This is a genomic window from Rhodosalinus sp. FB01 (genome assembly GCF_041365715.1).
Lineage (GTDB): Bacteria > Pseudomonadota > Alphaproteobacteria > Rhodobacterales > Rhodobacteraceae > Rhodosalinus.
The window spans coordinates 241,658-268,547 of record NZ_JBGFSH010000004.1 but is presented as its reverse complement, the minus strand read 5'-3'; the positions used below and the strand labels follow the sequence as shown (position 1 = coordinate 268,547).

The window sequence follows — 26,890 nt, the reverse complement described above, 5'->3', positions numbered from 1 at the left end:
GCGAGGCCGGGAAGGGTGCGCGGTCGGATGGGCGAGATCACCAATTTCCGGGGCGAGGCCACCGGGGCCGAGGCTGTCGATGGCGATGGTCCCGAGGCGCTCATCGCGCGGGTAGGCGAGCGTGTGCGCCGCGCGCGCGAGCGCAAGGGTATACCGCGCCGGGTGCTTTCGGACATCTCTGGCGTGTCGCCGCGCTATCTCGCGCAGCTCGAATCCGGCGCGGGCAACATCTCCATCGGGCTCCTGAGCCGGGTGGCCGCCGCGCTCGATCATCGCATCGAGTGGCTGATCGGCGAGGAGGATCCGTGGACCTCCGACGCGCTGCGGGTGGCCGACCTTTTCCGGCAGGCCGACGGCGCGACCCGCGCCCGCGTGCTGGAAGTGCTCGCGCCCGAGGCGGCGGGCGTCGCGCGCGCGCGACGGATCGGCCTTGTCGGTCTGCGCGGGGCGGGCAAGTCCACGCTCGGCGAACTGGCCGGCGCGGCGCTCGACCTGCCCTTCGTGGAGCTCAACCGCGAGATCGAATCCGCCTCGGGGATGCCGGTGGACGAGGTCATGGCGCTGTACGGACAGGAGGGTTATCGCCAGCTCGAGGCGCAGGCGCTGGAACGGATCGTCGCGACCCATGACGCGATGATCCTCGCCGTGGCCGGGGGGATCGTCGCCGAGCCGGAAACATACCGCACGCTCCTGTCGAGATTTCACACGATCTGGCTCAAGGCCGGGCCGGAAGAGCACATGGCGCGGGTGCGCGCGCAGGGGGACGAACGCCCGATGGCCGGCAACCCGGAGGCGATGGCGCAGCTGCGCACGCTGCTTACCGCGCGCGAGCCGCTCTATCGCCGCGCCGAGGCGGTGGTGGACACCTCCGGCAAGACGCGCGAGCGCGCGCTCGATGAACTTCTGGCCGTGATCCGCGACCGCGGCTTTCTCCACTGACCCCCGTGACCGGTGCAAGCGACCGCATCGGCGGCGAGAGGCCGGACGCCGCGGCGCGCGACGCCGCGAAGGCGCATCTCGCGCGGGCCGAGGCCGCGGCGGGGGCCGAGCCCGCCATCGCCGCAGGGGGCGAGCCCGCGCTGTCGCGGGTCGCGGTGGCCGGAAGCGGCCCGGCCGCGGTATCGCTCGTCGGCGCGCTCGTGTCGGCGGGACGGGCCGCGGTGCTCTTCGACCCCGACCGGGACGACGCGACGCGCGCCTTCGACATGGCCCGGCGATTGCTGGGGCACCTCGGCGCGGACGCGGACGGTGCGGCGTGGCGTGTCTCCTCCGATCCGGCCGCGCTTTCGGATGCCGGGATGCTGCTCGATCCGGGCGAGATCGAGGGCGGAGTGTCGCCCTTCGCCGCGGAGCTGCCGCCGGGCGCGATCGTCGCCATCGCCGCCTTCGGGCCGGAGCTCGCGGCGCGGGCGGCCGGCCTGCCCGATCCGGGCCGCGTCGTGGGGCTGGAGTTCGAGCCGCCGGCGCACGCCACGCGGCTGGCCGAGATCGGCCCGGCGCCGGGCTCCGCGCCCGAGGCGCTCGCCGCGGCCTACGCGCTCGCCGCGCGGCTCGGGCGAATCCCGGTGCCCGCCGGTGGCGCGCCGCTCGGCGAGGCGCTGATGCTCGCCACGCTTGCCGCGGCCGACGAGATGCTGATCCGGGGCGCGCTGCCGTGGGAACTCGACGAGGCGATGGTGGCGTTCGGTTTCGCCACCGGCCCGCTGGAGGCACAGGATCTTTCGGGCCTCGCCCGCACGCAGGCGGCACGGGCGCGCGACGGCGCGGCCCAGCAGCCGATCCAGCCCCGCATGGTGGCCGAAGGGCGGCTCGGCAAGGCGGCGGGCGTGGGCTGGTATCGTTACCCGGGCGGCGGCGGCGCGGTCGTCGATCCGCTGATCGAGGACCTCATCCGCGAAGAGGCGTATTTCGCCGGAATCGCCACCCGAGACTGGTGCGCCGCGGAGATGCGCGAACGCATCCTGCTCGCCCAGATCGCAAAGGCCGCACGGCTGCTGGAGAGCGGCGCGGCCCGGCGCGCCGCCGATCTCGATCTGGTGAGCGTGCACGGGCTCGGCTTTCCGGCCGCCCGCGGCGGGCTTTTGCACTTCGCGGACAGCGTGGGGCCAGCGCGCATCGTCGCGCGCTTCGCCGCGCTGGCCGAAGCGGACGGACGTCGCCCGGAGATCCCGCCGCTTCTGGCCCGCCTCGCCGAAACCGGCGGGCGTTTCGGCGCCCCGGGGTAGGCGCGGCTTCGCTTTCCGCCCGTCCCGCGCCGCATTCGTCCCTGCGCCGGGCGCCCGTGTCTGGCATCGTCCCGGAGCATCGCCGCTTTCGGAGAATCGTCCATGAGGCTTTATCCCGCCATCGAGTTGCAGAATGGCCGCTGCGTGAGCCTGCGCCGCGGCCGCCTCGACGAGCCGCATGTCTGGCACGTCGACCCGGTCGAGAAGGCGCGCGCCTTCGCCGCCGCCGGGGCAGAGTGGATCCATGTCACGGATTTCGACGCCGTGGCGGGCGTGGGCGACAACGCCGAACTGATCGAGCGGATCATTCGTGCCGCCCGGATCCCGGTGCAGGTGGGCGGCGGCATCCGCTCCGTCGAAGCCGTGTCGCAGTGGATGGATCGTGGCGCGGGCCGTGTCGTGGTGGGCACCCTCGCCGTCGCCCGGCCCGACCTGGTGAAGCAGGCGGCGAAATACCATCCCGATGCGGTGGTGCTCGCCGTCGACGTGTTCGAGGGCTTCGTGACCTCGGACGGGTGGCGCCAGCCGAGCAGCTTCCGGCCGCAGGACTTCATCGCCCAGTTTGACGAGGATCCGCTGGCCGCGATCCTCGTCACCGACATCGGCGCCGATGCGGGCGACGTGGAGGAGCCGCTCTCGCTTGTCACCGAACTCGCCGGGCTCGCGCGTGCCCCGGTGATCGGCTCGGGCATGGTGCACACGCTCGACGACCTGTCGCGGCTGAAATACGTCCCCGACGTTCACGGCGCGCTGGTCAGCCGGGCGCTCTTCGCGAAGACCTTCACCATCGAGGAGGCGCTTGCCGTGGCCGGCGAACCCGAAAGGGAGCGGGCCGCGTTCATCTGACGGCGGTCTGATGCCGGGTGAAGCGGTCCCACAGCCCGTCTGGCCGCTCGCGCCGTTCGTAGCGATAGGGCGATGCGTTCCAGCAGGTCAGCTGCGGCGCAAGGTTGTCGAGCACCCAGGTGCCGTGTGTCGTTTCCGCAAGCAGCACGGCATGCGCGAAGAACCGTTCCCTGTGGTGGACGATCGCCATGGTGAGCGACGCGCCGGGCAATCCCAGGGCCACGAGGCGGCGGCGCTTCTCGAGCGCGAAATCCTCGCAGTCGCCCACGCCTTCCCGGGGGAAGTCCCAGAGATCCTCGAGGCCGAGGCACTCCTGATCTGCGAGAAGGCGGACCTGCGCGTTGACCTCACGATTGACCCGCGCCAGCGCGGCACGGGTCTCGGGCGTCCACTCGAGCCGTGCCGCGCCGCCGAGGCGACAGGCGTCCGGGTGGTGCCCGCAGAAGGCCGCGTATTGCGAGGGCGGAGGCTCGGTTCGTGCCACCGCCAGCGCGAGCGGCGGGCAGCCGCGCGCGTCCGACCCTGCGGCGGCGGAACAGGCCGCCAGCAGCGCGGCCGTCGCGGCAGCGCGCCAAAGGATCACAACTCGATCGGCGCGAGCACCTCGGGCTCGATGACGTCGACGCCGGGCAGAGCATCCACGAGCGCCTGGGCCGATTGTTCGAGGATCGGAAACGTCTTGTAGTGGCAGGGGATGACCGTCTTGAAATCGAAGAAGGTTCTCGCCGCATAGGCCGCGCGCGCCATGTCCATGGTGAAGTGCCCGCCGGCGCAGAGAATGCCGATCTCGGGCGCGTGCAGATCCTGGAAGACCTTCATGTCGGCCATCACGTCGGTGTCGCCCGAGACGTAGATCGTGCGCCCGCCATGCGAGATCATGAAGCCCGCCTCGGTGCCGGTGTAGACCGGCCGGCCCTCGTCGTCGGCGAGCGAGGAGGAATGCGTGGCCTGCACCATCGTGACCGCGACGTCGCCCAGCATCACGGTCCCGCCCTTGTTGAAGCCCACGGTCTCGATCTTGTCGCGTTTCTCCAGCCAGCTCGCGAGATCGAAGATCGTCACCAGCGGGATGCCGAGTTCCCGGGCCACGCCGGGCGCGTCGTTGACGTGGTCGAAATGCCCATGAGTGACGAGGACATGCGTCGCGCCGGCGATCGCCTCGTCGCGCCGGTCCTCGGGGAACATCGGGTTGCCGGACAGCCACGGATCGACGAGCAGGATCTGGTCGCCGATCTCGATGCGAAAGCCTGAATGGCCGAGCCAGGTGAGTTTCATCGGTCTCCTCCGCGCGTTGAATGTGTTTAGCGAGCCTAGCATCGCGGGCGGCGAGGGAAAGCGCCGCGTGTCAGGGCGGAGCACGCGCGTGGCGCGCGCGGCCTTGCGGGCCTTGGGGGCGCTGCCCCCGCCCGCGCCCCGGGGGCGCGGCCTCCCCCCCGGAGTATTTCTTCCAAGAAGAAGGGGGTGTGCGCGGTTGGACGCGGGGGGCGCCGCGCTTAGCTTGCCACGGTGACGGCGGCGGAGGGACGGGCATGGACTGGACACGGCAGATCGACGCCTACTGCGAGCGGCTCGACGCGGGCTACTGGGCCGAGCCGGTGAACGCGGTCACCAACGCGGCCTTCCTGGTCGCGGCCTTCGTGATGTGGCGGCGCGTGCGCGGGGCGGGCCTGCCGCTCGCCATGGCGCTGGTCTGGGTGCTCGCGGCGATCGGGGTCGGGAGCTATCTTTTCCACACTCACGCGCAGGCCTGGTCGGCGCTTGCCGACGTCGTTCCCATCCTGCTCTTCATCCTGATCTACATCTACGCGGCGAATCGGCATTACTGGGGGCTGTCGCGGCTCTGGTCGGGTCTCGGGGTGGCGGCCTTCTTTCCCTATGCCGCCGCCACCGTGCCGCTCTTCCAGATGGTTCCGGGGCTCGGCTCCTCGGCGGGCTACGCGCCGGTGCCAGTGCTGATCCTGGCCTATGGCTGGGCGCTACGGCGCCGCGCGCCGGAGACGGCGCGCGGGCTGACGCTCGGCGCGGGGGTGCTGGTGCTGTCGCTCGGCTTCCGCACGGCCGACATGGCGCTCTGCCCGGCGGTGCCCGTGGGCACGCATTTCATGTGGCATGTCCTGAACGCGGTCATGCTGGGGTGGATGATCGAGGTCTATCGCCGGCACATGCTTGCGGGCCACCGGGGCCCGCGCTAAACGGCGGGCCAGTCCGAAAGGGAGCGCCGACGATGTCCATCGACACCCGCACCGCCGCCCATGTGGCGCATCTGGCCCGCATCCGCGTCGAGGAGGAGGATCTGCCGGCCCTCGCGGACGAGTTCAACCGGATCCTGCGCTTCATCGAGGAGCTGGGCGAGGTCGATGTGGAGGGCGTGGAGCCAATGGTGAGCGTCACGCCCATGCGGCTGAGGCGTCGCGAGGACGCGGTGACCGACGGCGGCATGTCCGAGAAGGTCCTCGCCAACGCGCCCGACGCGCGCGAAGGGTTCTTCGCCGTGCCCAAGGTGGTGGAATGATGACGGATCTCAACGCGCTGACGATAGCGGAGGCCCGCGACAAGCTGCGGGCGGGCGAGGTCACGAGCGTCGCGCTCGCCGAGGCGTGTCTTTCGGCGATGGAGGGGGCGGGCGCGCTGGGCGCGGTGGCGCACATGACGCCGGAGATCGCGCTCGAGCGGGCGCGCGCCGCGGATGCGCGGCTTGCCGCCGGCGAGGCGCCAGCGATGTGCGGCGTGCCCGTCGGCATCAAGGATCTCTTCTGCACCGAGGGCGTGGCCAGCCAGGCGGCGAGCCGGATCCTCGACGGATTCCGCCCGGAATACGAGAGCACCGTGACGGCGCGGCTGCGCGAGGCCGGCGCAGTGATGCTGGGCAAGCTCAACATGGACGAGTTCGCCATGGGCAGCGCCAACGAGACCTCGGTCTACGGGCCCGCGGTGAACCCCTGGAAGGTGGACGAGCGCGAGCTCACCCCTGGCGGCTCTTCGGGCGGGTCCGCGGCGGCGGTGGCGGCCGATCTCTGCCTCGCGGCCACCGGCACCGATACCGGCGGCTCGATCCGCCAGCCTGCGGCGTTCACCGGGATCGTGGGCCTCAAGCCCACCTACGGGCGCTGCTCGCGCTGGGGGATCGTGGCCTTCGCCTCCTCGCTCGACCAAGCCGGGCCGATGACCAAGACGGTGCGCGACGCGGCGATCATGCTGCAGGCCATGGCGGGGCACGATCCGAAGGATTCCACCTCGGCCGAGCGCGCGGTGCCCGATTTCGAGGCGATGCTCACGGGCGACGTGAAGGGCAAGGTGATCGGCATCCCGCGTGAATACCGCATGGAGGGGATGCCGGAGGAAATCGAGGCGCTCTGGGCCCGCGGCGCGGAGATGCTGCGCGACGCGGGCGCGGAGGTGCGCGACATCACGCTGCCGCACACGAAATACGCGCTGCCCGCCTACTACGTCATCGCCCCCGCCGAGGCGTCGTCGAACCTCGCGCGCTATGACGGTGTGCGCTACGGCTACCGCGCCAGGCTCGCGCAGGGCGACGGCATCGTCGACATGTACGAGAAGACCCGCGCCGAGGGCTTCGGCGCCGAGGTGAAGCGCCGGGTGATGGTGGGCACCTATGTCCTTTCGGCGGGCTTCTACGACGCCTATTACAACCGCGCGCGCAAGGTGCGCACGCTCATCAAGCGCGACTTCGAGCAGGTCTTCGACGCGGGCGTGGACGCGATCCTGACGCCGGCCACCCCGTCTGCCGCCTTCGGCATCGGCGAGATGGCCGAGGCGGATCCGGTGCAGATGTATCTCAACGACGTCTTCACGGTCACGGTGAACCTGGCCGGGCTTCCGGGCATCTCGGTGCCCGCGGGCCTCGATTCCAAGGGGTTGCCGCTCGGGCTCCAGCTGATCGGGCGGCCCTGGGAGGAAGGCGAGCTTCTGAACGCGGCCTTCGCGCTGGAGCGGGCCGCGGGGTTTGTGGCGAAGCCGTCGAAATGGTGGTAGCGTCGGCGCCGGCGAGATGAGGCAGGGCTGATGATGGTGCGTGCGTTTGCAGTCGCGCTGGGGCTTTCGGCCCTTGCGGCGTGTTCCCCGGCGGTGCCCGACAGCGGACCGGGTTTCGACGATTACGATGTCTACGAGGCGCGGCGTGCGGCGCGCGACGCGGCGCTGGAGGCGCCCGTCACGGTGCGTCCGCCGGCCGCCGCCGAAAGCCCGCTCGACGCCGCAAGGGCCGCGCTGGCCGAGCCCGGCGCATCCGGGGAGGCCGCCGCGGCACCGCCGCGCAGCGCGCGCGAGGATCCGATGCAGGCGTCTCCGTCGAACCCGCCGCCGGTCGTCGTGAACAATCCGGGGCTATCGGACGAGAACGACTTCGAGGCCGTCTCGGAACGCCGCGGCATCGAGAGCGACGCGGAGCGGCTTGCCCGTGCGCAGGCCCAGTATCAGGTCATCCAGCCCGAGGCGCTGCCGGAAAGACCGGGCGCGCGTGAGCCCAATGTCGTGGCCTTCGCGCTGCAAACCACCCATCCCGTGGGCACGCGCGTCTGGAGCAGGGCCGGGATCAATGCCGAGGCCCGGTTCCGGCGCAACTGCGCCGAGTACGCCTCTTCCGACAGGGCGCAGGCGGACTTCCTCGCCCGGGGCGGGCCCGAGCGCGATCCGCGCGGGCTCGATCCCGACGGTGACGGCTATGCCTGCGCATGGACTCCCGCGCCGTTCCGGGCGGCCGTGCGCGACTGAGCGCGCCGCGCTGGCATCCGTCGCCCAATTTCGGGCCGCGCCGCGATGGCGCGCGGCCCGACATGGTGATCCTGCACTACACGGCGATGGAGGGTGCCGCGGCCGCGCTCGAGCGGCTTTGCGAGCCGGGGCCGGAGGTTTCGGCGCATTATCTTCTCGGGGCGGACGGCACGGTCTGGCAACTCGTGGCCGAGGAGGCGCGGGCATGGCATGCGGGCGCGGGGGCCTGGGGCGACGTGGATGACGTGAACTCGCGCTCCATCGGGATCGAGCTTGCCAACCGGGGCGATCATCCCTTCGCCGCGGCCCAGATGGCGGCGCTGGAGCATCTTCTCGCAGGGGTGATGGCACGCTGGGCGATCCCGCCCGAGCGCGTGCTGGGCCACTCCGACATCGCGCTGGGGCGGAAGATCGACCCGGGCCCGAGATTCGACTGGCGGCGGCTTGCGTGCGGGGGGCTCGCCGTCTGGCCGGCGCCGGCCGCGCCCGGCGATTTCCTGGCCGACGCCCGGCGCGCGGGCTACCGCTGGGCCGGCACGACCGAGGACGCGGAAACGCTTGTCCGCGATGCCTTTCGTCTGCGGTTCCGGCCGTCGGGGCGCGGACCCGTCTGCGCGGCCGACCGCGCGATGATGGCGGGGCTCGCCGCGGGCTGGCCCTGCCTGGGTGGGGATTGACCGGGCGCGCGCGCGTGCCTATTTCCGCGTGGCGCGGAGGGCCGGATGGCCGCGGCCCCTCGGGGTCGAGGAAAGTCCGGACTCCAGGAAGCGACGGTGCCGGGTAACGCCCGGGCGGGGCAACCCGACGGATAGCGCCACAGAGAACAGACTGCCCGCGTCCGACGCGGGTGAGGGTGAAACGGTGGGGTAAGAGCCCACCGGGCCTCCGGCAACGGCGGCCGCATGGCAAGCCCCACCGGGAGCAATGCCGAATAGGGACCTCGCGCGGGGCGATCCCCCGCAGGGCGCGCTTCGGCCCAGAGGTCCGGGTTGGCAGCTCGAGGCGCGCGGGCAACCGCGCGTCCAGATGAATGGCCATCCAGGGGGCGCTCGCGCCCCTGGACAAAATCCGGCTTACAGGCCCTCCGCGCAAGTTTTCCGGCCCGATGTCCCGGCTGTCGTCAGGCGCCGGGATTCCGGTTGACACGACAGGCCGCGCCGGTAAAAGGCGGGCTTCAGGAATTCCACGGGGGCTCGCCCTCCGTTGCAGGAGTAGGACCATGGCGAAGCCGACGACCATCAAGATCCGCCTGAACTCCACGGCGGGGACCGGGCATTTCTACGTCACGAAGAAGAACGCCCGCACCATGACCGAGAAGTTCACCATCCGGAAATTCGATCCGGTGGCGCGCAAGCATGTCGAATACAAGGAAGGCAAGATCAAATGATCTGAGCCGACCACCGAAGAGACCAGGGGCCACGCCGCGCGCGTGGCCCTTTTCGTATCCGCCCCGTCGCGATTGAGTTGCAGTAAAGACAACGATGCCGAAGGAAGGTCACTACGTCACCCGGACCGGCTGGTTGCGCGCGGCGGTGCTGGGCGCGAATGCCGGCATCGTCTCGACCGCGAGCCTTCTCGTGGGCGTGCTCGCGGCCGGCATGGACCGTCCCGCGGTTCTGTTGACAGGCCTCGCGGGGCTTACGGCGGGGGCGTTCTCGATGGCGGCGGGCGAATACGTGTCGGTCGCCGCGCAGTCGGACTCGGAGGCCGCCGATCTCGAGCGTGAACGCCGCGCGCTGGCGCAGGATCCCGACTACGAGCTGGAAGAGCTTGCCGGCGGGCTCGAGGCGCGCGGCGTGGCGGAGGATCTCGCGGTGGAGGGCGCGCGGCAGATGACCGATCACGACGCGCTCGACGCCCATGCGCGCGAGGAACTGGGCCTGAGCTATTCGGCGCCGCCCGAACCATTGCGTGCGGCCGTGGCGTCGGCGGCGGCCTTCGCGATCGGGGCCGGCCTGCCGCTTGGGGCCGCGGTCCTCGCGCCTCAGGGCGGTGCCGCGCTGGGCATGGTGGCCGCGGTGACGCTTGTCGCGCTGGCGCTTCTCGGCGCCGCGGGCGCCCTGGCGGGCGGTGCGCCGGTGGGACGGGCGGTGATCCGCGTGCTGCTCTGGGGTGGGCTGGCGATGGCGGTCACGGCGGGCGTCGGGCGGATCTTCCACATGGCGGTGTGACGGCGGTCCCGCCGCGCTCGCGGCACGAAAAAGGGGCCGGTCTGATGACCGGCCCCTCGCGCGTTTCCGTTAAACGATCGGGCTTATTCCTGCTGGCCCATGAACATGAGCAGGAACTGGAACATGTTCAGGAAGCTGATGTAGAGCGCGAGCGCCCCGTCATAGGCCGCCTTGTCCAGCCAGTCCTGATCGCCATGCGCGGCGTGCGCGACGTAGGTGCTCTTGATCTCCTGCGTGTGGAACGCCGTCAGGCCGGCGAAGATCAGCACGCCGAGCGCCGAGATCGCGAACATCATCGCGGGCGACTGCAGGAAGATGTTGATGACCATGGCCACGATCAGGCCGATCACGCCCATCACCAGGAACGATCCCCAGCCCGACAGGTCCCGCTTCGTGGTGTAGCCCCAGAGCGAGAGGCCCGCGAAGGCGATCGCGGTCACGAGGAAGGTCTGCGTGATCGAGTAGGACGTGAACACCAGGAAGATCGAGCTGAGCGACAGCCCGATCAGTGCGGCGAAGCCGAAGAAGGCCAGCTGTACCGCCGCCGCGGGCGCGCGGCGCAGGAGCGAGCCCCAGCCGAAGAAGATGAATGCCAGCGGCGCGAGCATGATGACCCAGCGCAGCGGCGACATGTAGATCGCCTGCCCGAGACCGGTCAGGTACTCGCCCTCGCGGAGCATGACGCCCGTCGGCTCGGTCGTCGTCGCGAGACCCGAAATCGCCCAGGCGGCCAGCGCGGTGATGAGCATGCCCACGGACATGGTGCCGTAGACCTTGTTCATGTGGGCGCGCAGCCCCGCGTCGATTTCCGTGCTGCGGACACCGGTCGCAGTCCGCATCGTGTTGTATTCAGCCATTTTCCGTCAAGCCTCCGTCCAAGATCCCTGCTGAGACGCAACCGCATGCACGCGGGCAGCGGTCCTGAGGGTGAATATCGGTAGGACAGGGGCAGTTTTCAAGGTTTTCCGGTGCCGGATCGCGCGATATGCGACGCCGTGCCCCGTTTCAGCGCCGCCAATACGCCGGCACGTCCCAGATCGGGCGGCAGGCCTCCGCCAGCGCCTCGTCGCGGGTGAGGCCGATGTCCCTCAGCCGGCTCGCGTCGAGCTTGGCCAGCGCGCGGCGCTGACGGGCGAGTGCGAACATGTCGCCAAGCCGGGCCAGGCGGATGCGCGGGGCGGGACGCGCACGCCCCAGCGTGGTTTCGGAGTGCATGAGTGTCATCCTTGTTTCGTGATCAAAGGGATCGGTGTGATTTCAAGGGTTGATGTAGGGGCGCCCAAAGAATATTGGAAACGAATGTTTTTGAATAATCAGATCAACAGGGGTGATTGATGCGGAACCTGGACATCGGCGTTCTGCGCTCCTTCGTCGCGGTGGCCGAAACCGGCGGCGTGACACGGGCGGCGGGACTTTTGAACCTGACGCAATCGGCCGTCTCCATGCAGCTCAAGCGCCTCGAGGAGGTTCTGGGCCTTGCCGTCCTCGAACGGTCGGGCCGGGGGGTCGCGCTGACCGGTGCGGGCGAGCAGCTTCTGGGCTACGCGCGGCGCATGGTGGAAACCAATGACGAGGCGTTCAGCCGCCTGACCCACAAGGCGTTCGAGGGCGAGATCGTGCTCGGCGTGCCGCTCGACATCGTGAACCCGGTGATCCCGCAGGTGCTGCGCCGGTTCGCCACCGATTTCCCGCGCGTGAAGGTGCAGCTTCTGTCGCTTTACACCGATATGCTGAAGGACATGCTCGCGCGCGGCGCGTGCGATTTGATCCTGACGACCGAGGCGCGGGCCGACGCGGGCGCCGAGACGCTGCGCGAGGTTCCGTTGCGCTGGGTCGGCGCGCCGGGCGGCAGCGCGGCGCGGTCGAGGCCGCTGCGGCTGGGCTATTGCCGCCACTGCACGTTCCGTCGTGGCGACATCGCGCGGCTCGACGCGGCCGGCATCCCCTGGGAGATGGCGGTGGAGTCGGATTCCGACCGCACGATCGAGGCCACGGTGAGTGCCGATCTCGCGGTGACGACCATGCTCGAGGGCACCGAGCCCGGGCACCTGGAATGCCTGCCCCCGGGCACGCTGCCCGATCTCGGCGTGCAGAAGATCAACCTTTACCGGAACCCGACCGCGACCCCCGAGGTGGCCGACGCGCTTTGCGCGCTCCTGCGGCAGGGGTATGGCGGGCTCTAGCCCGGCGCGTCGCCGATGCGCACCACGACCTTGCCCGTGGCGCGACGCGTGCGCAGAAGCTCCAGCGCCTCGCCCGCCTCGCAGAGCGGCAGGACATGGCCGACATGCGGGGCGAGCCGTCCCTCGCCATGCCAGCGCAGGAGTTCCGCGAGGCTCGCGGTGACCGCCTCGGGGCGGAAACGGAAGTAGCCGCCCCAGTAGAAGCCCATCACCGACAGGTTCTTGACCAGCAGATGGTTGGCGCGGATCTCGGGCATATCGCCGCTCGCGAAGCCGATCGAGAGGATCCGCGCCTCGGGCCGCGCGGCGCGCAGCGCCGCCGCGAAAAGCGGCCCGCCCACCGGGTCGTAGACGACATCCGCGCCGCCCAGGGCGTGCACGCGCTCGCGCAGCTCGCCCGCCTCGCTGTCCAACAGATGCGCCGCGCCGGCGCGGCGCGCGATCTCCAGCCGGTCGGCGCCGCGGGCGCAGGCGACGACCTCGGCGCCCATCAGCGCCCCGATCTCCACCGCCGTAAGCCCCACGCCGCCGGCCGCGCCCAGCACCAGCAGCCTTTCACCCGGTTCGAGCCGCGCGCGCCGCGCGAGCGCGAGGTGGCTGGTGCCGTAGGCCACGAGAAAGCCCGCCGCGGTCACGTCGTCCATCGAGCCGGGCAGGGGAACCGCCCGCTCGGCCGGAAAGCAACCCAACTCGGCAAGCCCGCCATGGCCGCCGAAGACGGCCACGCGGGTGCCGGGGGCGGGCCCGCGCGTTCCGGGCCCGAGCGCCTCGACGCGGCCCGCGACCTCCATCCCCGGCGTGAAGGGGGCGTCGGGCATGTCCTGGTAGGTGCCGCGCAGCATCAGCAGATCGGCGAAATTCAGTCCGCAGGCCGAGATGCGCACCAGCACTTCGCCCGGACCCGGCCGGGGCCGGGCGATCCGGACGAGCCGGGGCGTCGCGCCCTGCGCCTCGACGCGGAAGGCGCGCATTTCGGTGTCGTCTGCGCTCATGTGTCCCGTCCTTTCGATCCTGCCGCCGCTTCGCAAGCCGTCTTGTGGTTTACCCAACGTCAAGAAAAAAACGACTCCTCCAAGAATCGGGATTTGCTATATCGCGTCGCTATCCGCGGTCCCGGCCGTGATCCACCTCGAACGACCCGCGTGTGCGAGCGAGGCGCCGGGTCCGCGAGGTGGTCAGACGAGACTGTGACGAGTGGTCCTTCCTGTCGGAGGTTTTCATGGTTCATCCCGTTGACGTTCATGTTGGCCGACGGATCCGCCAGCGGCGTTTGCTGATCGGCATGACGCAGCAGCAACTGGCGCAGGCCGTCGGCATAAAGTTCCAGCAGATCCAGAAATACGAAACCGGCGCGAACCGCGTCAGCGCGTCCCGGCTCTGGGACATCGCCGATGCGCTCGACGTGCCGGTCAGCGTTTTCTTCGAGGGGATTGACGGCAGCGCCGACACGTCCGGGGGAACGGCCTCGCGGTCGCGCGGCGTGCCCGCCAGCCTGCTCGACGACAAGGAGGCGCTGGATCTCGTGCGATCCTACTACGCCATCCCCGCGAACCAGCGCCGGCGCCTCTTCGAGTTGGCGCGCGTTCTCGGCGACGTGGTCTGAGCCGCGGTGCCGTCGGACCGGCTCAGCCGCCCCCCCCTCCCGCAGGACGAGCAGGCCGCGATCGTCGCGCCCGCCGACGCGCTCGCGGAGACGGCCCGGCGTGCCGTGCTGCCCCATTTCCGAAATCCCGCGCTTGGCGCCGACAACAAGGCGGCCCGGGGCTACGATCCGGTCACCGAGGCCGACCGCGCCGCCGAGACGGCGATGCGCGCGCATCTGGCCCGCGCCCGGCCCCGCGACGCCATCCTCGGCGAGGAGTTCGGCGAGGTTGCGGGCGAGAGCGGCCTGACCTGGATGCTCGATCCCATCGACGGCACGCGCGCCTTCATCGTGGGCGCGCCGACATGGGGGGTGCTGATCGCGCTCTGCGACGCGGGCGGGCCGGTCTACGGCGTGATCGACCAGCCCTACACCGGGGAGCGTTTCGCGGGCGGGTTCGGCGCGGCGCGCATGACCGGCCCCGCCGGCGCCCGGACCCTCGCCACGCGCGCCACCCGCAGCCTGGACGAGGCGATCCTCCTGACGACCTTCCCCGAGATCGGCAGCGCGGACGAGCGCGCGGGCTTTGCGGACGTGGCGGCGCAGGTGCGGCTGGTGCGTTATGGCCTCGATTGCTACGCCTACGCGCTTCTGGCCGCGGGGCATGTCGACCTCGTGATCGAGGCCGGGCTCGCACCCTACGACATCGCCGCGCCCATCGCGGTGATCGAGGCGGCCGGGGGATGCGTCACGGACTGGCGCGGGGGCCCCGCGCATGGCGGCGGCCGCGTGCTCGCCGCCGCCAACGCCGACGTGCACGCCGCCGCGCTGCACATCCTCGCGCGGGTGCCCTGATCGGTGCCCGGCCCCTGTCGCTTGCGACCGGCTTCGCATAGATATCCGCCCATCGGCAGGAGGGGCGCGGCATGAACGACGACACGGACCAGATCGAGCCCGAAGCGGACCTCGAGGACGAAGACGCATACGCTCTCGACCGGCGCAAGGTGGCAGCGGTCCTCGAGGCCGTCGACCGCGACGACGCGGGCGAACTCGCCGACCTGCTGGAGCCGCTGCACGCCGCCGACATCGCGGACCTGATCGAACAGATCAACCCGTTCGACCGCCGGCGCCTCGTGGCGCTCGCCGGGTCGGCGATCGACGGCGAGATCCTCAGCGAACTCGAGGAGAGCATCCGCGAGGACGTGATCGCGCTGCTGCGTCCCGAGGTGCTGGCCGACGCCGTGCGCGACCTCGACAGCGACGACGTCGTGGACCTGCTGGAGGATATGGAGGCCGACCAGCAGCAGGCGCTTCTGGGCGCGCTGTCCGCCTCCGAGCGCGCGGCGGTGCAGCAGTCGCTCACCTATCCCGAGCAGTCGGCCGGGCGTCTCATGCAGCGCGAGGTCGTGATGGCGCCCGAGCACTGGACGGTGGGGCAGTCGATCGACCACATGCGCGAGCGCGAAGACCTGCCGGAGCAGTTCTACCACGTCATCCTCGTGGATCCGAAGCTGCATCCCGTCGGAAACGTCACTCTGGGCAAGATCATGTCCTCGCGCCGGAACGTGCCGCTGCGCGATCTCGTGGAAGACTCGTTCCGCGTGATCCCGGCCACCCAGGACGAGGGCGACGTGGCCTACGCCTTCAACCAGTATCACCTCATCTCGGCCCCGGTGGTGGACGAGAACGAACGGCTCGTCGGCGTGATCACCATCGACGACGCGATGGCGGTCCTCGACGAGGAGCACGAGGAGGACATCCTCCGCCTCGCCGGCGTGACCGAGGAGGCGAGCCTCGCCGACACGGTGCTCGAGGCGGCGCGCGGCCGCGCCACCTGGCTTTTCGTGAACCTTCTGACGGCGATCTTCGCCTCCGTGGTGATCGACCTTTTCGCCGATACCATCGAGCAGATGGTCGCGCTCGCCGTGCTGATGCCCATCGTGGCCTCGATGGGCGGCAATGCGGGCACGCAGACCATGACGGTGGCGGTGCGCTCCATCGCCACCCGCGACCTGACCTCGCAGAACGCCTTGCGCGTGGCCTGGCGCGAGCTGTCGGTGGGCGCGCTCAACGGCGCGCTCTTCGGGCTGCTCATGGCGGGGGTGGCGGCGGCCTGGTTCGGGGTGCCGATGCTCGCGGCCGTGATCGCGCTGGCGATGCTGCTCACGCAACTCTCGGCCGCGCTGGCGGGGATCGCGATCCCGATCCTGCTGGACCGGCTCGGCATCGACCCGGCGCTCGCGTCGGGGCCATTCGTGACCACGGTGACCGATGTCGTCGGCTTCTTCGCCTTCCTCGGCCTGGCGACCGTGGTGCTGCTGTGAGCGCGCTCGAGGAAGAAAAGAGGGCCGCGCGCGCGGCGGCCTTCGCGCGCCGCAAGGCGGCCTTCGAGGCGCAGGGCCCGGACGCGGCGGCGCATCTCTCGGCCTTTCTCGCCGGTCACCGGGGCGTTGCCGTCTCGGGCTACCTGCCCATCCGGACCGAGATAGACCCGCGCCCCGCCATGGCCGAGGCCGCGGCCCATGGCCCGGTCGGCGTCCCGGTGATCCGCGGCCCCGGGAGGCCGCTGGTGTTCTCGCGCTGGCGACCGGGCTGCGTGCTCGTGCCGGGCCCCTTCGGCGCCGAGGTGCCGCAGGACGAGGAGCTGATCGAGCCCCGTATCGTGATCGTGCCGCTGGTGGCATTCGACCGGAAGGGCGGGCGGCTGGGCTACGGGGGCGGTTTCTACGACCGGACGCTCGCGCGCCTGCGTGCGGCGCGGCCGACGCTGGCGGTGGGCTTCGCCTTCGCCGCGCAGGAGGCAGAGGCGCTGCCGCTGGAGGAGACCGACCAGCCGCTCGACCTCGTGGTGACCGAGGCGGGCCTCATCGAGGTCTGAAACCCGCGTTTCGCCCTTGCCGAGCGGCCCATGCCGCCCTAGGCCCAACACGCATGAAGATGCTTTACCTGGGAGACGTCGTCGGCCGCGCCGGCCGGGAGGCGGTGACCGCGCGGCTGCCGAAGCTGCGCGAGGACTGGCGGCTGGATTTCGTCGTGGTGAACGGCGAGAACGCGAGCCACGGCATGGGCCTCACGGGCGCGCATGCGAAGCTCTTCCTCGATGCCGGGGCGGACGTGGTCACGTTGGGCGACCATGCCTTCGACCAGAAGGACATGCTTCGGTTCATCGAGACCGAGCCGCGCATCATCCGCCCGCTGAACTACGCCAAGACCGCGCCGGGGCGCGGGCAGGGCGTCTTCGCCGCGCGGGGCGGGCGGAAGGTGCTCGTCGCGCAGGCGCTCGGGCGGGTGTTCATGAACCGCGCCTTCGACGACCCGTTCTCGGCCGTGGACGCGACGCTGCGCGCCCATCCGCGCGGCGGCATGGTGCAGGCGGCGATCGTGGATATCCATTGCGAGGCCACGTCGGAAAAGATGGGCATGGGCCATTTCTGCGACGGTCGCGCGAGCCTCGTGGTCGGAAGCCACACGCATGTCCCCACGGCCGACGCCCAGATCCTGCCCGGCGGAACCGCCTTCCAGTCCGACGCGGGCATGTGCGGCGACTACAACTCGGTGATCGGCATGGACCGCGCCGAGCCCCTGCGCCGTTTCGTCACCGGCATGGGCAAGGGCCGGTTCGTGCCGGCCGAGGGGGAGGCCACGCTCTGCGGCACCTATGTCGAGACCAACGACCGGACCGGCGCGGCCACCCGCGTCGCGGCGGTGCGCCTCGGCGGGCGGCTCGCGGAGGCGCACCCGTGACCATGTCCGAGCGGGTGGGCCTCGTCCTCGCGCTGGTCGTTCTCGGGGCAGGGTGGGGGCTGACGCAGCCGCTGGCCAAGATCGCGGTGACGGGCGGCTACCGGCATTTCGGGATGATCTTCTGGCAGCTCGCGATCGGTGCCGTGGCGCTGGGCGCGCTCTGCCTCGCGCGGGGGCGGCGGCTGCCGCTCGGGCCGCGCCACCTGAGGCTTTACGCGCTCGTCGCGCTGATCGGGACGATCCTGCCCAACTCGGCGAGCTACCAGGCCGCGGGGCACCTGCCGGCGGGGGTGATCTCGATCCTGATCTCGCTGGTGCCGATGTTCGCCTTTCCCGTCGCCCTCGCGCTTGGGATCGACCGCGTGTCCTGGCTGCGCCTCGCCGGGCTTTCCGCCGGGCTTCTCGGCGTCGTCCTTCTCGTCGCGCCCGAGACGAGCCTGCCCGATCCGGCGATGATCCTCTGGGTGCCGGTGGCGCTGGTCGCGCCCTTCTTCTACGCGCTCGAGGGCAATTACGTCGCCCGGTGGGGCACCGAGGGGCTGGACGCCATCCAGACGCTGTTCGGCGCGTCGGTGATCGGCTGCGCGCTGGCCTTGCCGCTCGCCGTCGGGTCGGGCCAGTGGATCGATCCGCGCCCGCCCTGGGAGCTGCGGGACCTGGCCGTGGCGGGGATCGCGGTCGTGCATGCCGGGGTCTACGCGGGCTATGTGTGGATGGTGGGCCGCGCCGGGGCCGTCTTCGCGGCGCAGGTCAGCTATCTCGTCACGCTCTGGGGCATCATCTGGGCCAAGCTCATTCTGGGCGAAAGCTATTCGGGATGGGTCTGGGGCGCGCTCGCGCTGATGATGGTGGGCCTCTTTCTGGTGCAGCCGCGCTCCCGCGGCGCGGCTCTTGCCCCGGTGCTGCCGGTGGAGCAGACTGGCCGCCGCGCCTGAGGCCGGCCGGGGACCGTCATTGATCGAATTTCTGCACCTCAGCCCGTCCGTCGAAGCGGCGGTGGCGCTTGCCACGGTGGGCGTGATGTTCGTGCTGTTCGTGCGCGAGGTCTACCCGACCGAAGTGGTGGCGCTGGGCGGCGCGGCTTTCCTGCTCGTCACGGGCATCCTGCCCTACGACGCGGGGCTCGCCGTTCTTTCGAACCCCGCGCCCTGGACCATCGCGGCGATGTTCATCGTCATGGGGGCCCTCGTGCGCACCGGCGCGCTCGACGCCTTCACGTCGCTCGCCGCCGCGCAGGCCACCACCCGCCCGCGCCTCGCGCTCGCGCTGCTGCTGGCCTTCGTGATCGCCGCCTCGGCGGTGGTGTCGAACACGCCCGTGGTCGTCGTGATGATCCCGGTCTTCGTCCAACTCGCCCGGTCGATGGGGCTGCCGGTCTCGAAGCTACTGATCCCGCTCTCCTACGCGGCCATCCTCGGCGGCACGCTCACGCTGATCGGCACCTCGACGAACCTTCTGGTGGACGGGGTCGCGCGCTCGCAGGGGCTTGCGCCCTTCACCATCTTCGAGGTCACGCCGCTGGGCCTTGCGCTGGTGACGTGGGGAATGATCTATCTTCGCCTCTTCGGAGTGCGCCTGCTGCCCGAGCGCGGCAGCCTGGCCGACCTGCTGTCGGACAGATCGCGGATGAAGTTCTTCACCGAGGCGGTGATCCCGCCCGAATCGAACCTGATCGGCCGCGAGGTGCTCGGCGTGCAGCTCTTCAAGCGCGAGGGCGTGCGGCTCGTCGACGTGATCCGGGGCGACGAGTCGCTGCGCCGCGATCTCGAGGGCGTCACGCTTCAGGTCGGCGACCGGGTGGTGCTGCGCACCCAGATGACCGAGCTTCTGAGCCTTCAGAACAACAAGTCGCTCAGGCGCGTCGACCAGATCTCGGCCAAGGAGACGACGACGGTGGAGGTGCTGATCACCCCGGGCGCCCGCATGGTCGGTCGGCGGCTGGGCGACCTGCGCCTGCGCCGGCGCTACGGGGTCTACCCGCTCGCCGTGCACCGCAGGAACCAGAACATCGGCCGCAAGATCGACGACCTGGTGGTGCGGGTGGGCGACACGCTTCTTCTGGAAGGGGCGCCCGAGGACATCAACCGGCTGGCGCAGGACATGGGGCTCGTCGATGTCTCGCACCCCTCGGCGCGCGCCTTCCGGCGCGGACATGCGCCGCTCGCGGTGGCGGCGCTGATCGGTATCGTGGCGCTTGCCGCGTTCGGTCTTGCGCCGATCCTCATGCTGGCGATCGTGGCGGTCGCGCTCGTGCTGCTGACGCGCTGCATCGACGCGGACGAGGCGTTCTCCTTCGTTGACGGGCGGCTTCTGGCGCTGATCTTCTCGATGCTGGCGGTCGGCGCGGCGCTGGAGTCGTCCGGCGCCGTCGCGCTGATCGTGGAGACCGCGGCGCCCTGGCTTCACGGCCTGCCCGCGCCGCTGGTGGTCTGGGCGGTCTACCTGCTGACATCGGTGCTGACCGAGCTCGTCTCCAACAACGCGGTTGCGGTGGTGGTGACCCCGATCGCCATCGGCCTGGCCGAGGCGATGGGCGTGGACCCGCGCCCGCTCGTCGTGGCGGGGATGGTCGCGGCCTCGGCCAGCTTCGCAACGCCCATCGGCTACCAGACCAACACCATGGTCTACGGCCCGGGCGGCTATCGCTTCACCGATTTCCTGAAGGTGGGCATCCCGCTCAACCTGACCATGGGGATGCTCGCCTCGGCGCTCATCCCGCTGATCTGGCCGCTCTGAGCCGGCGTGACCGGCGCAGCCCGATCCAGTTGCTGATGGCGAGCGCGCCGAGAACCATCGCCCCGCCCGCGAGTGTCCAGGGTCCAGGCGCCTCGTCGACGACCGCCCAGACGAGCAGGGGCCCGAGAATGGCCTCGAGCAGCATGATCAGGCTCACATCCGCCGCGGGCAGGTAGCGCGGGCCCGTGGCGAGGCAGGCGAAAGCCACCGGCACCACGAAAAGGCCCATGGCCGCCATCCAGATCCGGTCGGGCGCGGGGACGGCCACGCCCGGCGCCACGAGCCCCGCGAAAAGCCCCGCGGCGAGCGCGCCGAGCCCGGTGAACGGCACCGCGCTGCCCGAACTCCGCGTGGCGCGTGCGAGAGAGAAGACGACCGCGAGGCAGACCGCCGCGACGAGCGCCGCCGCGTCGCCGGCAAGCGACCCGGTCGCGCCGCCGCCCTTCGCGCTGCCCGCCGCGATCACGGCGATGCCGGCCAGTGTCGCGGCGATGGTGATCCAGGTGCGCCGGCCCACCGTCTCGCCCAGCACGAAGCGGGCGATGAGGGCCGCGAAGACGGGCGAGGTGGACAGGATGAAGAGCGTGTTGGCGACGAGCGTGTTCGTCGCGGAATAGACGAAGGCGATGTTGCCGATGCCGTAGGCCACCGCGATCCCCAGCCCGGTGGGGCCGGCGCGCAGGAGGCTGCGCAGTCCGCGCGCGCCGGTCAGGGCGAGGTAGACGCCGAGGATCAGCGCGCCCGACAGCGTGCCGCGCCAGAAGGTCTGCGTCCAGGCCCCGGCGTCGATCAGCCGGATGAGGAGGGTGTCGGGCGATATGACGATCACGCCCGCAAGCGTGATCGCCAGCCCCTTGGCGTAGTCGCTCGAGGTCATGCGGCGCCGTCGGGCCCGTGAGGGCGCGTCGCGGGAGTGAGCAAGATCTGGGCCATGGGACGACGTCCTTCGTTTCGATGTGTCTTCGGGCAGAAACGCCCACGCGGCCGCGCGGCGACGGGTAGGGCCGCCGGCAGCGCGGCCTCGCCCGTGCCCCGCGCCGGGCCATGTGGTGTGGGCGATGTCCGTTCGGCCGGGAGCCTAGGGTGCGGGGCACGCCCCGGCAATCCCGCTCAGACCCAGACCAGCAGGATGACCGGCACCGCGACGGCCACCACGATCACCTCGAGCGGCAGGCCCATCTGCCAGTAGTCGCCGAAGCGATAGCCGCCCGGGCCCAGGATCAGCGTGTTGTTCTTGTGCCCGATGGGGGTGAGGAAGGCGCAGGACGCGCCCACCGCCACCGCCATCAGGAACGCATCGGGCGACACGCCGAGCGCGCGGGCCATCTCGATCGCCACGGGCGCGGCCACGACCGCCGTCGCGGTGTTGTTCAGCACGTCCGAGAGCGTCATCGTCACCACCATGAGCGCGGCCAGAACGGCCCAGACCGGCCAGCCCGCGGTGAGGCTCGTGAGGTTTTCCGCGATGAGCCGCGTGCCGCCCGCCGCGTCGAGCGCGCCGCCAAGGGCGATCATGCTGCCCAGAAGCACCAGCACCGGCCATTCCACGTGGTCGTAAAGCTCGCGCGCGGGGAGGATGCCGAGCAGAACGTATCCGACCACGACGATGCCGAGGCCGATGGGCAGGTAGACGAGCCCCACGCTCGCCGCCGCCACCGCCGCGGCGAAGAGCCCGATGGCCGCCCAGGTCTTGGTGTTCTGCGTCACCGTGAGGCCGCGGTCGGCCAGGGGCAGCACTCCAAGCCACTCCACGACGGTCGTCGCGCTTTCCTTCGGCGCGAGCAGAAGCAGGATGTCGCCCGGCCGCACCTTGGTGCGCCGCATCTGTTCGGTGATGCGCCGGCCCTGCCGCGAGATGCCCATGAGAACCGTGTGCTGGCGCCAGAGAAGCCCGACGGAGTGCACGGTCTTTCCCGCGATCCGTGCGCCTTCGGGCACCACGACCTCGATCAGGGTCAGGCCCGATCCCTCCGCCTTGAGCTTGTCTTCGTGCCCCTTGTCCGCGAAGCCGAGCGAGAGCGCGCTGCGGAACTCCTCGAGCGCGGCGGGCGTGGCCTCCAGCACCAGCGCGTCGCCCGCTTGCAGTTTCGTGTTGGCCGAGGTGCCGTAGCGCCGCTTGTCGTCCCGGATCAGGCCGATGATCGCGACATCGGTCTCCTCCGCCGTGGCGTAGAGTTCCCGCACGCGCTTGCCGATCACCTCGCTGTCGTCGGGCACGGTCAGTTCGGCGACGTATTCGGTGACCTTCTCGACATGCTCGGCGACGTCGCCGCGCGCCGGGATCAGGCGCCAGCCCACCAGGGCCACGAAGGCCAGGCCCGCCACCGCGGTCGCCACGCCCACGGGCGCGAAGTCGAACATGCCGAAAGGCGCGCCGAGGCTCTCTTCGCGGATGCCCGCGATGATGATGTTGGGCGGGGTTCCGATCAGCGTGACCATGCCGCCGAGGATCGTGGCGAAGGACAGCGGCATCAGGGTCCGGCCGGGCGGCCGGCCCGCCTTGCGCGCGGTCGTCACGTCCACCGGCATCAGGAGCGCCAGCGCCGCCACGTTGTTGATGAAACCCGAGAGCGCGGCGCCGATCCCGCCCATCACGGCGATATGCCCCTGAACGCCGCGTGCGCTGTCGGTCACGGTCCGGGTCAGAAGATGCACCGCGCCCGACCGGACGAGCCCCGCCGAGACGATGAGGACCAGCGCGACGATCACCACCGCCGGGTGGCCGAAGCCCGCGAACGCCGCGTCCTCGGGAACGACACCCAGCGCGACGCCCGCCAGCAGCGCCGAGAAGGCCACGATGTCGTAGCGCCAGCGCCCCCAGACCAGCAGTGCGAACACCGCGCCGAAGAGCGCGAAGAGGATGGTCTGCTCGAACGTCATGGCCGCGACCATAGCCACCGCCACGCCGGGGCGGAAGGTGCCGCGCCGCTTTCGCGTGCGCCGAGCGGCGGGATTGCTCCGGCCCGGCGCATTGCCTATAGACGCGGGCAGTTGTCAGACGAGACACAGATCAGAGGTCCCTTCATGGCCGGCCATTCCAAATGGGCCAACATCCAGCACCGCAAGGGGCGCCAGGATGCGGCACGCTCCAAGCTCTTCTCCAAGCTCTCCAAGGAGATCACCGTCGCCGCCAAGATGGGCGACCCCGATCCCGACAAGAACCCGCGGCTGCGCCTCGCGATCAAGGACGCGAAGGCGAGTTCCATGCCCAAGGACAACATCGAGCGCGCGATCAAGAAGGCCGCGGGCGGCGAGGGCGACGCCTACGAGGAGATCCGCTACGAGGGCTACGGCCCGGGCGGCGTGGCGGTGATCGTCGAGGCGATGACCGACAACCGCAACCGCACCGCCTCGAACGTGCGGGCGACCTTCGGCAAGCACGGCGGCAACCTGGGCGAGACGGGCTCGGTCGGGTTCATGTTCGAGCGCAAGGGCGAGATCGTCTACCCGGCCTCCGTGGGCGACGCCGAAGCGGTGCTGGAAGCCGCGATCGAGGCGGGCGCCGAGGACGTGGAAAGCTCGGGTGACGGGCACGTGATCTGGTGCGTGGACACCGACCTCAACGACGTCGCCTCGGCGCTCGAGGAGAACCTTGGCGAGTCGGAGACCACGCGCCTTGTCTGGAAACCCGCCACCACCACGGAACTCGACCTCGAGGGGATGCAGAAGCTGATGAAGCTCGTCGACGCCCTCGAGGACGACGACGACGTGCAACGCGTCACCACCAACTTCGATGCCTCCGACGAGGTGATGGAGCAACTCGCCTCCTGATCGGCCTCGGGGCGCGGGCAGCGGGGCCTTGCCCCCGCCCGCGCTTTGCGGTCCCTTGCGCGGCATGGCAACGCCCGCACCCCTTCCTGAACCGCGCCCCGTCGCGGGTGTCCTCTGGATGCTTCTGACAGGCCTCTGCTTCGTGGCGGTCATCGCGCTCGTGAAATACCTGGGCGACGGCATCCCCGCGGCGCAGTCGGCCTTCCTGCGCTATCTGCTGGGCCTCGTTTTCGTGCTGCCGATGCTGCGCCCGCTCCTGCGCGCGCGGCCGACGCGGCGCGAGCGCGGGCTTTTCGCCGCGCGGGGGCTTCTCCATGCGCTGGGCGTGATCCTGTGGTTCTACGCGATGACGCGCATTCCCATCGCCGAGGTCACGGCGATGAACTACCTCTCGCCGGTCTACGTCACGCTGGGCGCGGCGATTTTCCTTGGCGAAAGGCTGGCGGTCCGGCGGGTGGCGGCGGTGGTCGTCGCGCTGATGGGCGCGCTGCTGATCCTGCGGCCGGGCTTTCGCGACCTCGATCCGGGCCACCTCGCCATGCTGGGCACGGCGGTGATCTTCGGCGGGTCCTACCTTCTTGCCAAGGCGCTGTCGGACGCGGCGAGCCCGGCGGTGGTGGTGGCGATGCTGTCCTTCTGGGTGACGTCGGGGCTCGCCCCGGTGGCGCTCGCCGTCTGGGTGCCGCCCAGCATGCATGACCTCGCGGTGCTTCTGGGCGTGGCCTTCTTCGCCACGGCGGGGCACTTCACCATGACGCTGGCCTTCCGCGCGGCCCCGATCACCGTGACCCAGCCGGTCACCTTCCTTCAGCTCGTCTGGGCGGTGACGCTGGGCGCGGTCGTCTTCGGCGAACCGGTCGATCCCTTCGTGATCCTGGGCGGGCTCGTGATCGTGGGCTCGGTGGTCTTCATCTCCTGGCGCGAGGCGGTGCTGAAACGCCGCTCCATCACGCCGCCGGCGCCGGCCACCAAGCTCTGAGCGCGGCGCGGCTCAGGCGCCGCGCGGGTCGATCAGGCGGGAGAGGATGCCGTTCCGGGTGATCCGCCCGACGAGACGGCCATCCTCCATGACCCCGACCGGCGTCTCGTGGCCTTGCGCGGCCTCCATGACCTCGTGGATTGTGGCGCCAGGGGAGACGGTGATCTCCGGCATGTGGCCGGTCGCCGGTTCCATCACGTCGCGGGCGGTCAGAACGCCGAGCGGGTTCATGTGGGCCACGAACTCGGCCACGTAGTCGGTGGCGGGATCGGTGAAGATCTGCTGCGGCGTGCCGCACTGGACGATCCGCCCGCCCTCCATGATGGCGATGCGATTGCCGATCTTGAACGCCTCGTCGAGATCGTGGGAGACGAAGACGATGGTGCGGCGCAGGCGCTCCTGCAACTCCAGAAGCTCGTCCTGAAGCCGCGTGCGGATGAGCGGGTCGAGCGCGGAGAAGGGTTCGTCCATCAGCAGGATCGGCGCATCCGTCGCGAAGGCGCGGGCGAGGCCCACGCGCTGCTGCATGCCGCCCGAAAGCTCGCCCACCTTGCGGTCGGCCCAGTCCGAAAGGCCGACGAGCTCGAGTTGCGCGGCGACCCGCTCGCGCCGTTCCGCCCTGGAAACCCCCGCAAGCTCGAGCCCGAGCCCCACGTTCTCGGCCACCGTCCGCCAGGGCAGGAGGCCGAACTGCTGGAACACCATCGCGACGTGGCGCTGGCGCATCCGGCGCAGCGTCGCCGCGTCGGCGTGGGTCACGTCCACCATGTGCTCGCCGTCGTTCACCCGCACTTGGCCGCGCGCCACGGGGTTGAGCCCGTTGACCGCCCGCAACAGCGTGGACTTGCCCGAGCCCGACAGCCCCATCAGCACGACGATCTCGCCGGTTTCGACCTCGAGCGTGCAGTCGTGCACGCCGAGCACCTGTCCCGTGGCCGCCTGCACCTCGGCGCGGGTCCGGCCCTCGTCCATCAGCGGCAGGGCGCGCCCGGGCGCCTCGCCGAACACGATGGACACATTGTCGAACTCGACCGCGGCGGTCATTTGCGTTCCACCCGGAGCATGCGGTCGAGGATGATGGCCACGACCACGATGACGAAGCCCGACTCGAAGCCGAGCGAGGTGTTGACCTGGTTGAGCGCGCGCACCACCGGCACGCCGAGCCCGTCCGCGCCCACCAGCGCCGCGATAACCACCATGGAGAGCGAGAGCATGATGGTCTGGTTGAGCCCGGTCATGATCTGCGGCAGCGCGTAGGGCAGTTCCACCTTCCAGAGCGTCTGCCCGTCGGTCGCGCCGAAGGCGCGCGCGGCCTCCAGAAGCGCCGTGGGTGTGGACGAGATACCGAGATGGGTCAGCCGGATCGGCGCGGGCAGCACGAAGATCACCGTGGCGATGAGGCCGGGAACCATCCCGATGCCGAAGAAGACGATTGCCGGGATGAGGTAGACGAAGGGGGGCAGCGTCTGCATCAAATCGAGCACCGGCCGGAGCCACGCGTAGAAGCCCGGGCGATGCGCGGCCGCGATGCCGACGGGAACGCCCACCCCCATGCAGACCACGCAGGCCGAGGCGACGAGCGTGATGCTTTCCAGCGTTTCCTCCCAGTAGCCCTGGTTGAGGATGAAGAGGAAGCCGAGGAAGGTGAAGAGCGGCGCCTTCCATGTGCGCTGCAACGCGAAGGTCAGCGCGGTGAAGGCGGCCACGACGATCAGGGGGTGCGGCGTCTCCAGCACCCAGAGGATCGCGTCGATGAGCGCCTCCATGGCGCCGGCGAGCCCGTCGAAGAACCATGCGCCATTGACCTGAAGCCAGTCGAACATGGTCCCGGCGACATCGCCGACCGGGATCTTGCGCTCGGTGAGCCACTCCATATGCCGTGTTTCCCTGTCCTGTCGGGCCTGTTCTGGCGGCCGGGGCGC

At 70.7% G+C, this 26,890-nt stretch carries 29 protein-coding genes and 1 other RNA gene; 21 read left to right on the top strand and 9 right to left on the bottom strand.

Features of this window, described 5'->3' with window-relative positions; all coding sequences use genetic code 11:
- Window positions 1–27: 27 nt before the first annotated feature.
- The 3 genes from AB6A65_RS08320 to AB6A65_RS08310 all read left to right on the top strand — a co-directional run bounded on the left by AB6A65_RS08320 (window position 28) and on the right by AB6A65_RS08310 (window position 3,071).
- The gene (locus AB6A65_RS08320; protein WP_371037904.1) at window positions 28–939 is read left to right on the top strand and encodes a helix-turn-helix transcriptional regulator; all 912 of its coding nucleotides are present in this window, start codon (window positions 28–30) and stop codon (window positions 937–939) included.
- 5 nt (window positions 940–944) lie between these two features.
- On the top strand, window positions 945–2,225 hold the full coding sequence (locus AB6A65_RS08315; protein WP_371037903.1) for a 3-hydroxyacyl-CoA dehydrogenase family protein: 1,281 nt from the start codon (window positions 945–947) through the stop codon (window positions 2,223–2,225).
- Between the two features lie 102 nt (window positions 2,226–2,327).
- Window positions 2,328–3,071 (top strand): HisA/HisF-related TIM barrel protein, encoded by a 744-nt coding sequence (locus AB6A65_RS08310; RefSeq protein WP_371037902.1) that lies wholly within the window; start codon window positions 2,328–2,330, stop codon window positions 3,069–3,071.
- On the opposite strand, the gene AB6A65_RS08305 is transcribed toward AB6A65_RS08310, so the two are convergent.
- On the bottom strand, window positions 3,064–3,654 hold the full coding sequence (locus tag AB6A65_RS08305) for a transglutaminase-like cysteine peptidase (protein ID WP_371037901.1): 591 nt from the start codon (window positions 3,652–3,654) through the stop codon (window positions 3,064–3,066). The genes AB6A65_RS08310 and AB6A65_RS08305 overlap by 8 nt on opposite strands.
- Window positions 3,651–4,346, bottom strand: a complete 696-nt coding sequence (locus AB6A65_RS08300; RefSeq protein ID WP_371037900.1) for a metal-dependent hydrolase — start codon at window positions 4,344–4,346, stop codon at window positions 3,651–3,653. Before AB6A65_RS08300 ends, AB6A65_RS08305 begins: the two co-directional genes overlap by 4 nt.
- Window positions 4,347–4,600: 254 nt before the next feature.
- Here AB6A65_RS08300 and AB6A65_RS08295 point away from each other — a divergent pair, with 254 nt between their 5' ends.
- From AB6A65_RS08295 to AB6A65_RS08260, 8 genes are all read left to right on the top strand, one after another.
- On the top strand, window positions 4,601–5,263 hold the full coding sequence (locus AB6A65_RS08295; RefSeq protein WP_371037899.1) for a ceramidase domain-containing protein: 663 nt from the start codon (window positions 4,601–4,603) through the stop codon (window positions 5,261–5,263).
- Between the two features lie 32 nt (window positions 5,264–5,295).
- On the top strand, window positions 5,296–5,583 hold the full coding sequence (gene gatC / locus AB6A65_RS08290) for an Asp-tRNA(Asn)/Glu-tRNA(Gln) amidotransferase subunit GatC (protein ID WP_371037898.1): 288 nt from the start codon (window positions 5,296–5,298) through the stop codon (window positions 5,581–5,583).
- Entirely contained in the window at window positions 5,583–7,064 is a 1,482-nt protein-coding gene (gene gatA / locus AB6A65_RS08285) for an Asp-tRNA(Asn)/Glu-tRNA(Gln) amidotransferase subunit GatA (protein ID WP_371037897.1), read from the top strand. Before gatC ends, gatA begins: the two co-directional genes overlap by 1 nt.
- Before the next feature lie 30 nt (window positions 7,065–7,094).
- Window positions 7,095–7,802: a hypothetical protein gene (locus tag AB6A65_RS08280; RefSeq protein WP_371037896.1), complete on the top strand. Its 708-nt coding sequence runs from the start codon at window positions 7,095–7,097 to the stop codon at window positions 7,800–7,802.
- Window positions 7,763–8,479 carry an N-acetylmuramoyl-L-alanine amidase gene (locus tag AB6A65_RS08275; RefSeq protein WP_371037895.1) on the top strand — a complete coding sequence of 239 codons (717 nt, stop codon included), beginning with the start codon at window positions 7,763–7,765 and terminating at the stop codon, window positions 8,477–8,479. Before AB6A65_RS08280 ends, AB6A65_RS08275 begins: the two co-directional genes overlap by 40 nt.
- Before the next feature lie 33 nt (window positions 8,480–8,512).
- Window positions 8,513–8,894: RNase P RNA component class A (gene rnpB, locus AB6A65_RS08270), an RNA gene on the top strand.
- A gap of 127 nt (window positions 8,895–9,021) precedes the next feature.
- Entirely contained in the window at window positions 9,022–9,189 is a 168-nt protein-coding gene (rpmG, locus tag AB6A65_RS08265) for a 50S ribosomal protein L33 (protein ID WP_371037894.1), read from the top strand.
- Window positions 9,190–9,283: 94 nt separating this feature from the next.
- Entirely contained in the window at window positions 9,284–9,973 is a 690-nt protein-coding gene (locus AB6A65_RS08260; RefSeq protein ID WP_371037893.1) for a VIT1/CCC1 transporter family protein, read from the top strand.
- A gap of 83 nt (window positions 9,974–10,056) precedes the next feature.
- Here the strand turns inward: AB6A65_RS08260 and AB6A65_RS08255 are convergent, their stop codons facing one another.
- Both AB6A65_RS08255 and AB6A65_RS08250 read right to left on the bottom strand, forming a co-directional pair.
- Window positions 10,057–10,830 (bottom strand): Bax inhibitor-1 family protein, encoded by a 774-nt coding sequence (locus AB6A65_RS08255; protein ID WP_371037892.1) that lies wholly within the window; start codon window positions 10,828–10,830, stop codon window positions 10,057–10,059.
- A gap of 148 nt (window positions 10,831–10,978) precedes the next feature.
- A complete protein-coding gene (locus AB6A65_RS08250) occupies window positions 10,979–11,188 on the bottom strand; it encodes a DUF1127 domain-containing protein (protein WP_371037891.1) in 210 nt (69 codons plus the stop codon).
- A gap of 116 nt (window positions 11,189–11,304) precedes the next feature.
- Here AB6A65_RS08250 and AB6A65_RS08245 point away from each other — a divergent pair, with 116 nt between their 5' ends.
- Window positions 11,305–12,156, top strand: a complete 852-nt coding sequence (locus AB6A65_RS08245; RefSeq protein ID WP_371037890.1) for a LysR family transcriptional regulator — start codon at window positions 11,305–11,307, stop codon at window positions 12,154–12,156.
- Here AB6A65_RS08245 and AB6A65_RS08240 read toward each other — a convergent pair.
- Complete coding sequence (locus tag AB6A65_RS08240) at window positions 12,153–13,127, bottom strand: NADPH:quinone oxidoreductase family protein (RefSeq protein ID WP_371037980.1); 975 nt, start codon at window positions 13,125–13,127, stop codon at window positions 12,153–12,155. The two genes, AB6A65_RS08245 and AB6A65_RS08240, sit on opposite strands and share 4 nt — an antisense overlap.
- A 248-nt stretch (window positions 13,128–13,375) precedes the next feature.
- Here AB6A65_RS08240 and AB6A65_RS08235 point away from each other — a divergent pair, with 248 nt between their 5' ends.
- The 7 genes from AB6A65_RS08235 to AB6A65_RS08205 all read left to right on the top strand — a co-directional run bounded on the left by AB6A65_RS08235 (window position 13,376) and on the right by AB6A65_RS08205 (window position 20,218).
- Window positions 13,376–13,759: a helix-turn-helix domain-containing protein gene (locus tag AB6A65_RS08235; RefSeq protein WP_371037889.1), complete on the top strand. Its 384-nt coding sequence runs from the start codon at window positions 13,376–13,378 to the stop codon at window positions 13,757–13,759.
- 6 nt (window positions 13,760–13,765) lie between these two features.
- A complete protein-coding gene (hisN, locus tag AB6A65_RS08230; RefSeq protein ID WP_371037888.1) occupies window positions 13,766–14,593 on the top strand; it encodes a histidinol-phosphatase in 828 nt (275 codons plus the stop codon).
- A 71-nt stretch (window positions 14,594–14,664) separates the two neighbouring features.
- Entirely contained in the window at window positions 14,665–16,062 is a 1,398-nt protein-coding gene (gene mgtE / locus AB6A65_RS08225; RefSeq protein ID WP_371037887.1) for a magnesium transporter, read from the top strand.
- The gene (locus tag AB6A65_RS08220; protein WP_371037886.1) at window positions 16,059–16,616 is read left to right on the top strand and encodes a 5-formyltetrahydrofolate cyclo-ligase; all 558 of its coding nucleotides are present in this window, start codon (window positions 16,059–16,061) and stop codon (window positions 16,614–16,616) included. Before mgtE ends, AB6A65_RS08220 begins: the two co-directional genes overlap by 4 nt.
- 53 nt (window positions 16,617–16,669) lie before the next feature.
- Window positions 16,670–17,482, top strand: a complete 813-nt coding sequence (locus AB6A65_RS08215; protein ID WP_371037885.1) for a YmdB family metallophosphoesterase — start codon at window positions 16,670–16,672, stop codon at window positions 17,480–17,482.
- Between the two features lie 2 nt (window positions 17,483–17,484).
- Complete coding sequence (locus AB6A65_RS08210) at window positions 17,485–18,417, top strand: DMT family transporter (RefSeq protein WP_371037979.1); 933 nt, start codon at window positions 17,485–17,487, stop codon at window positions 18,415–18,417.
- 85 nt (window positions 18,418–18,502) lie between these two features.
- Window positions 18,503–20,218, top strand: a complete 1,716-nt coding sequence (locus tag AB6A65_RS08205; protein WP_371037978.1) for an SLC13 family permease — start codon at window positions 18,503–18,505, stop codon at window positions 20,216–20,218.
- Here the strand turns inward: AB6A65_RS08205 and AB6A65_RS08200 are convergent.
- Window positions 20,193–21,095, bottom strand: coding sequence for a DMT family transporter (locus AB6A65_RS08200; protein WP_371037884.1), 903 nt, complete (start codon window positions 21,093–21,095; stop codon window positions 20,193–20,195). The two genes, AB6A65_RS08205 and AB6A65_RS08200, sit on opposite strands and share 26 nt — an antisense overlap.
- 233 nt (window positions 21,096–21,328) lie before the next feature.
- Complete coding sequence (locus AB6A65_RS08195) at window positions 21,329–23,098, bottom strand: SLC13 family permease (protein ID WP_371037883.1); 1,770 nt, start codon at window positions 23,096–23,098, stop codon at window positions 21,329–21,331.
- 144 nt (window positions 23,099–23,242) lie between these two features.
- Between AB6A65_RS08195 and AB6A65_RS08190 the strand changes: the two genes are divergently transcribed.
- Window positions 23,243–23,989: a YebC/PmpR family DNA-binding transcriptional regulator gene (locus AB6A65_RS08190; RefSeq protein WP_371037882.1), complete on the top strand. Its 747-nt coding sequence runs from the start codon at window positions 23,243–23,245 to the stop codon at window positions 23,987–23,989.
- 64 nt (window positions 23,990–24,053) lie between these two features.
- Window positions 24,054–24,968 carry a DMT family transporter gene (locus tag AB6A65_RS08185; RefSeq protein ID WP_371037881.1) on the top strand — a complete coding sequence of 305 codons (915 nt, stop codon included), beginning with the start codon at window positions 24,054–24,056 and terminating at the stop codon, window positions 24,966–24,968.
- Between the two features lie 12 nt (window positions 24,969–24,980).
- Here the strand turns inward: AB6A65_RS08185 and choV are convergent, their stop codons facing one another.
- A complete protein-coding gene (gene choV, locus AB6A65_RS08180) occupies window positions 24,981–26,012 on the bottom strand; it encodes a choline ABC transporter ATP-binding protein (protein WP_371037880.1) in 1,032 nt (343 codons plus the stop codon).
- Window positions 26,009–26,842, bottom strand: coding sequence for a choline ABC transporter permease subunit (gene choW / locus AB6A65_RS08175; protein ID WP_371037879.1), 834 nt, complete (start codon window positions 26,840–26,842; stop codon window positions 26,009–26,011). Before choW ends, choV begins: the two co-directional genes overlap by 4 nt.
- Window positions 26,843–26,890 lie beyond the last annotated feature (48 nt).

Excerpts from the sequence above, each read along its gene's own strand:
- AB6A65_RS08275 (WP_371037895.1), top strand. The coding sequence starts at position 7,763 with ATGGACTCCCGCGCCGTTCCGGGCGGCCGTGCGCGACTGAGCGCGCCG.
- AB6A65_RS08300 (WP_371037900.1), bottom strand. The coding sequence starts at position 4,346 with ATGAAACTCACCTGGCTCGGCCATTCAGGCTTTCGCATCGAGATCGGC.
- AB6A65_RS08215 (WP_371037885.1), top strand. The coding sequence starts at position 16,670 with ATGAAGATGCTTTACCTGGGAGACGTCGTCGGCCGCGCCGGCCGGGAG.
- mgtE (WP_371037887.1), top strand. The coding sequence starts at position 14,665 with ATGAACGACGACACGGACCAGATCGAGCCCGAAGCGGACCTCGAGGAC.
- AB6A65_RS08295 (WP_371037899.1), top strand. The coding sequence starts at position 4,601 with ATGGACTGGACACGGCAGATCGACGCCTACTGCGAGCGGCTCGACGCG.
- AB6A65_RS08200 (WP_371037884.1), bottom strand. The coding sequence starts at position 21,095 with ATGACCTCGAGCGACTACGCCAAGGGGCTGGCGATCACGCTTGCGGGC.
- AB6A65_RS08190 (WP_371037882.1), top strand. The coding sequence starts at position 23,243 with ATGGCCGGCCATTCCAAATGGGCCAACATCCAGCACCGCAAGGGGCGC.
- AB6A65_RS08240 (WP_371037980.1), bottom strand. The coding sequence starts at position 13,127 with ATGCGCGCCTTCCGCGTCGAGGCGCAGGGCGCGACGCCCCGGCTCGTC.
- rpmG (WP_371037894.1), top strand. The coding sequence starts at position 9,022 with ATGGCGAAGCCGACGACCATCAAGATCCGCCTGAACTCCACGGCGGGG.
- AB6A65_RS08320 (WP_371037904.1), top strand. The coding sequence starts at position 28 with ATGGGCGAGATCACCAATTTCCGGGGCGAGGCCACCGGGGCCGAGGCT.
- choW (WP_371037879.1), bottom strand. The coding sequence starts at position 26,842 with ATGGAGTGGCTCACCGAGCGCAAGATCCCGGTCGGCGATGTCGCCGGG.
- AB6A65_RS08195 (WP_371037883.1), bottom strand. The coding sequence starts at position 23,098 with ATGACGTTCGAGCAGACCATCCTCTTCGCGCTCTTCGGCGCGGTGTTC.
- AB6A65_RS08310 (WP_371037902.1), top strand. The coding sequence starts at position 2,328 with ATGAGGCTTTATCCCGCCATCGAGTTGCAGAATGGCCGCTGCGTGAGC.
- choV (WP_371037880.1), bottom strand. The coding sequence starts at position 26,012 with ATGACCGCCGCGGTCGAGTTCGACAATGTGTCCATCGTGTTCGGCGAG.
- AB6A65_RS08185 (WP_371037881.1), top strand. The coding sequence starts at position 24,054 with ATGGCAACGCCCGCACCCCTTCCTGAACCGCGCCCCGTCGCGGGTGTC.
- AB6A65_RS08235 (WP_371037889.1), top strand. The coding sequence starts at position 13,376 with ATGGTTCATCCCGTTGACGTTCATGTTGGCCGACGGATCCGCCAGCGG.
- gatC (WP_371037898.1), top strand. The coding sequence starts at position 5,296 with ATGTCCATCGACACCCGCACCGCCGCCCATGTGGCGCATCTGGCCCGC.
- AB6A65_RS08260 (WP_371037893.1), top strand. The coding sequence starts at position 9,284 with ATGCCGAAGGAAGGTCACTACGTCACCCGGACCGGCTGGTTGCGCGCG.
- gatA (WP_371037897.1), top strand. The coding sequence starts at position 5,583 with ATGACGGATCTCAACGCGCTGACGATAGCGGAGGCCCGCGACAAGCTG.
- AB6A65_RS08205 (WP_371037978.1), top strand. The coding sequence starts at position 18,503 with ATGTTCGTGCTGTTCGTGCGCGAGGTCTACCCGACCGAAGTGGTGGCG.
- AB6A65_RS08210 (WP_371037979.1), top strand. The coding sequence starts at position 17,485 with ATGTCCGAGCGGGTGGGCCTCGTCCTCGCGCTGGTCGTTCTCGGGGCA.
- AB6A65_RS08255 (WP_371037892.1), bottom strand. The coding sequence starts at position 10,830 with ATGGCTGAATACAACACGATGCGGACTGCGACCGGTGTCCGCAGCACG.
- AB6A65_RS08280 (WP_371037896.1), top strand. The coding sequence starts at position 7,095 with ATGATGGTGCGTGCGTTTGCAGTCGCGCTGGGGCTTTCGGCCCTTGCG.
- AB6A65_RS08250 (WP_371037891.1), bottom strand. The coding sequence starts at position 11,188 with ATGCACTCCGAAACCACGCTGGGGCGTGCGCGTCCCGCCCCGCGCATC.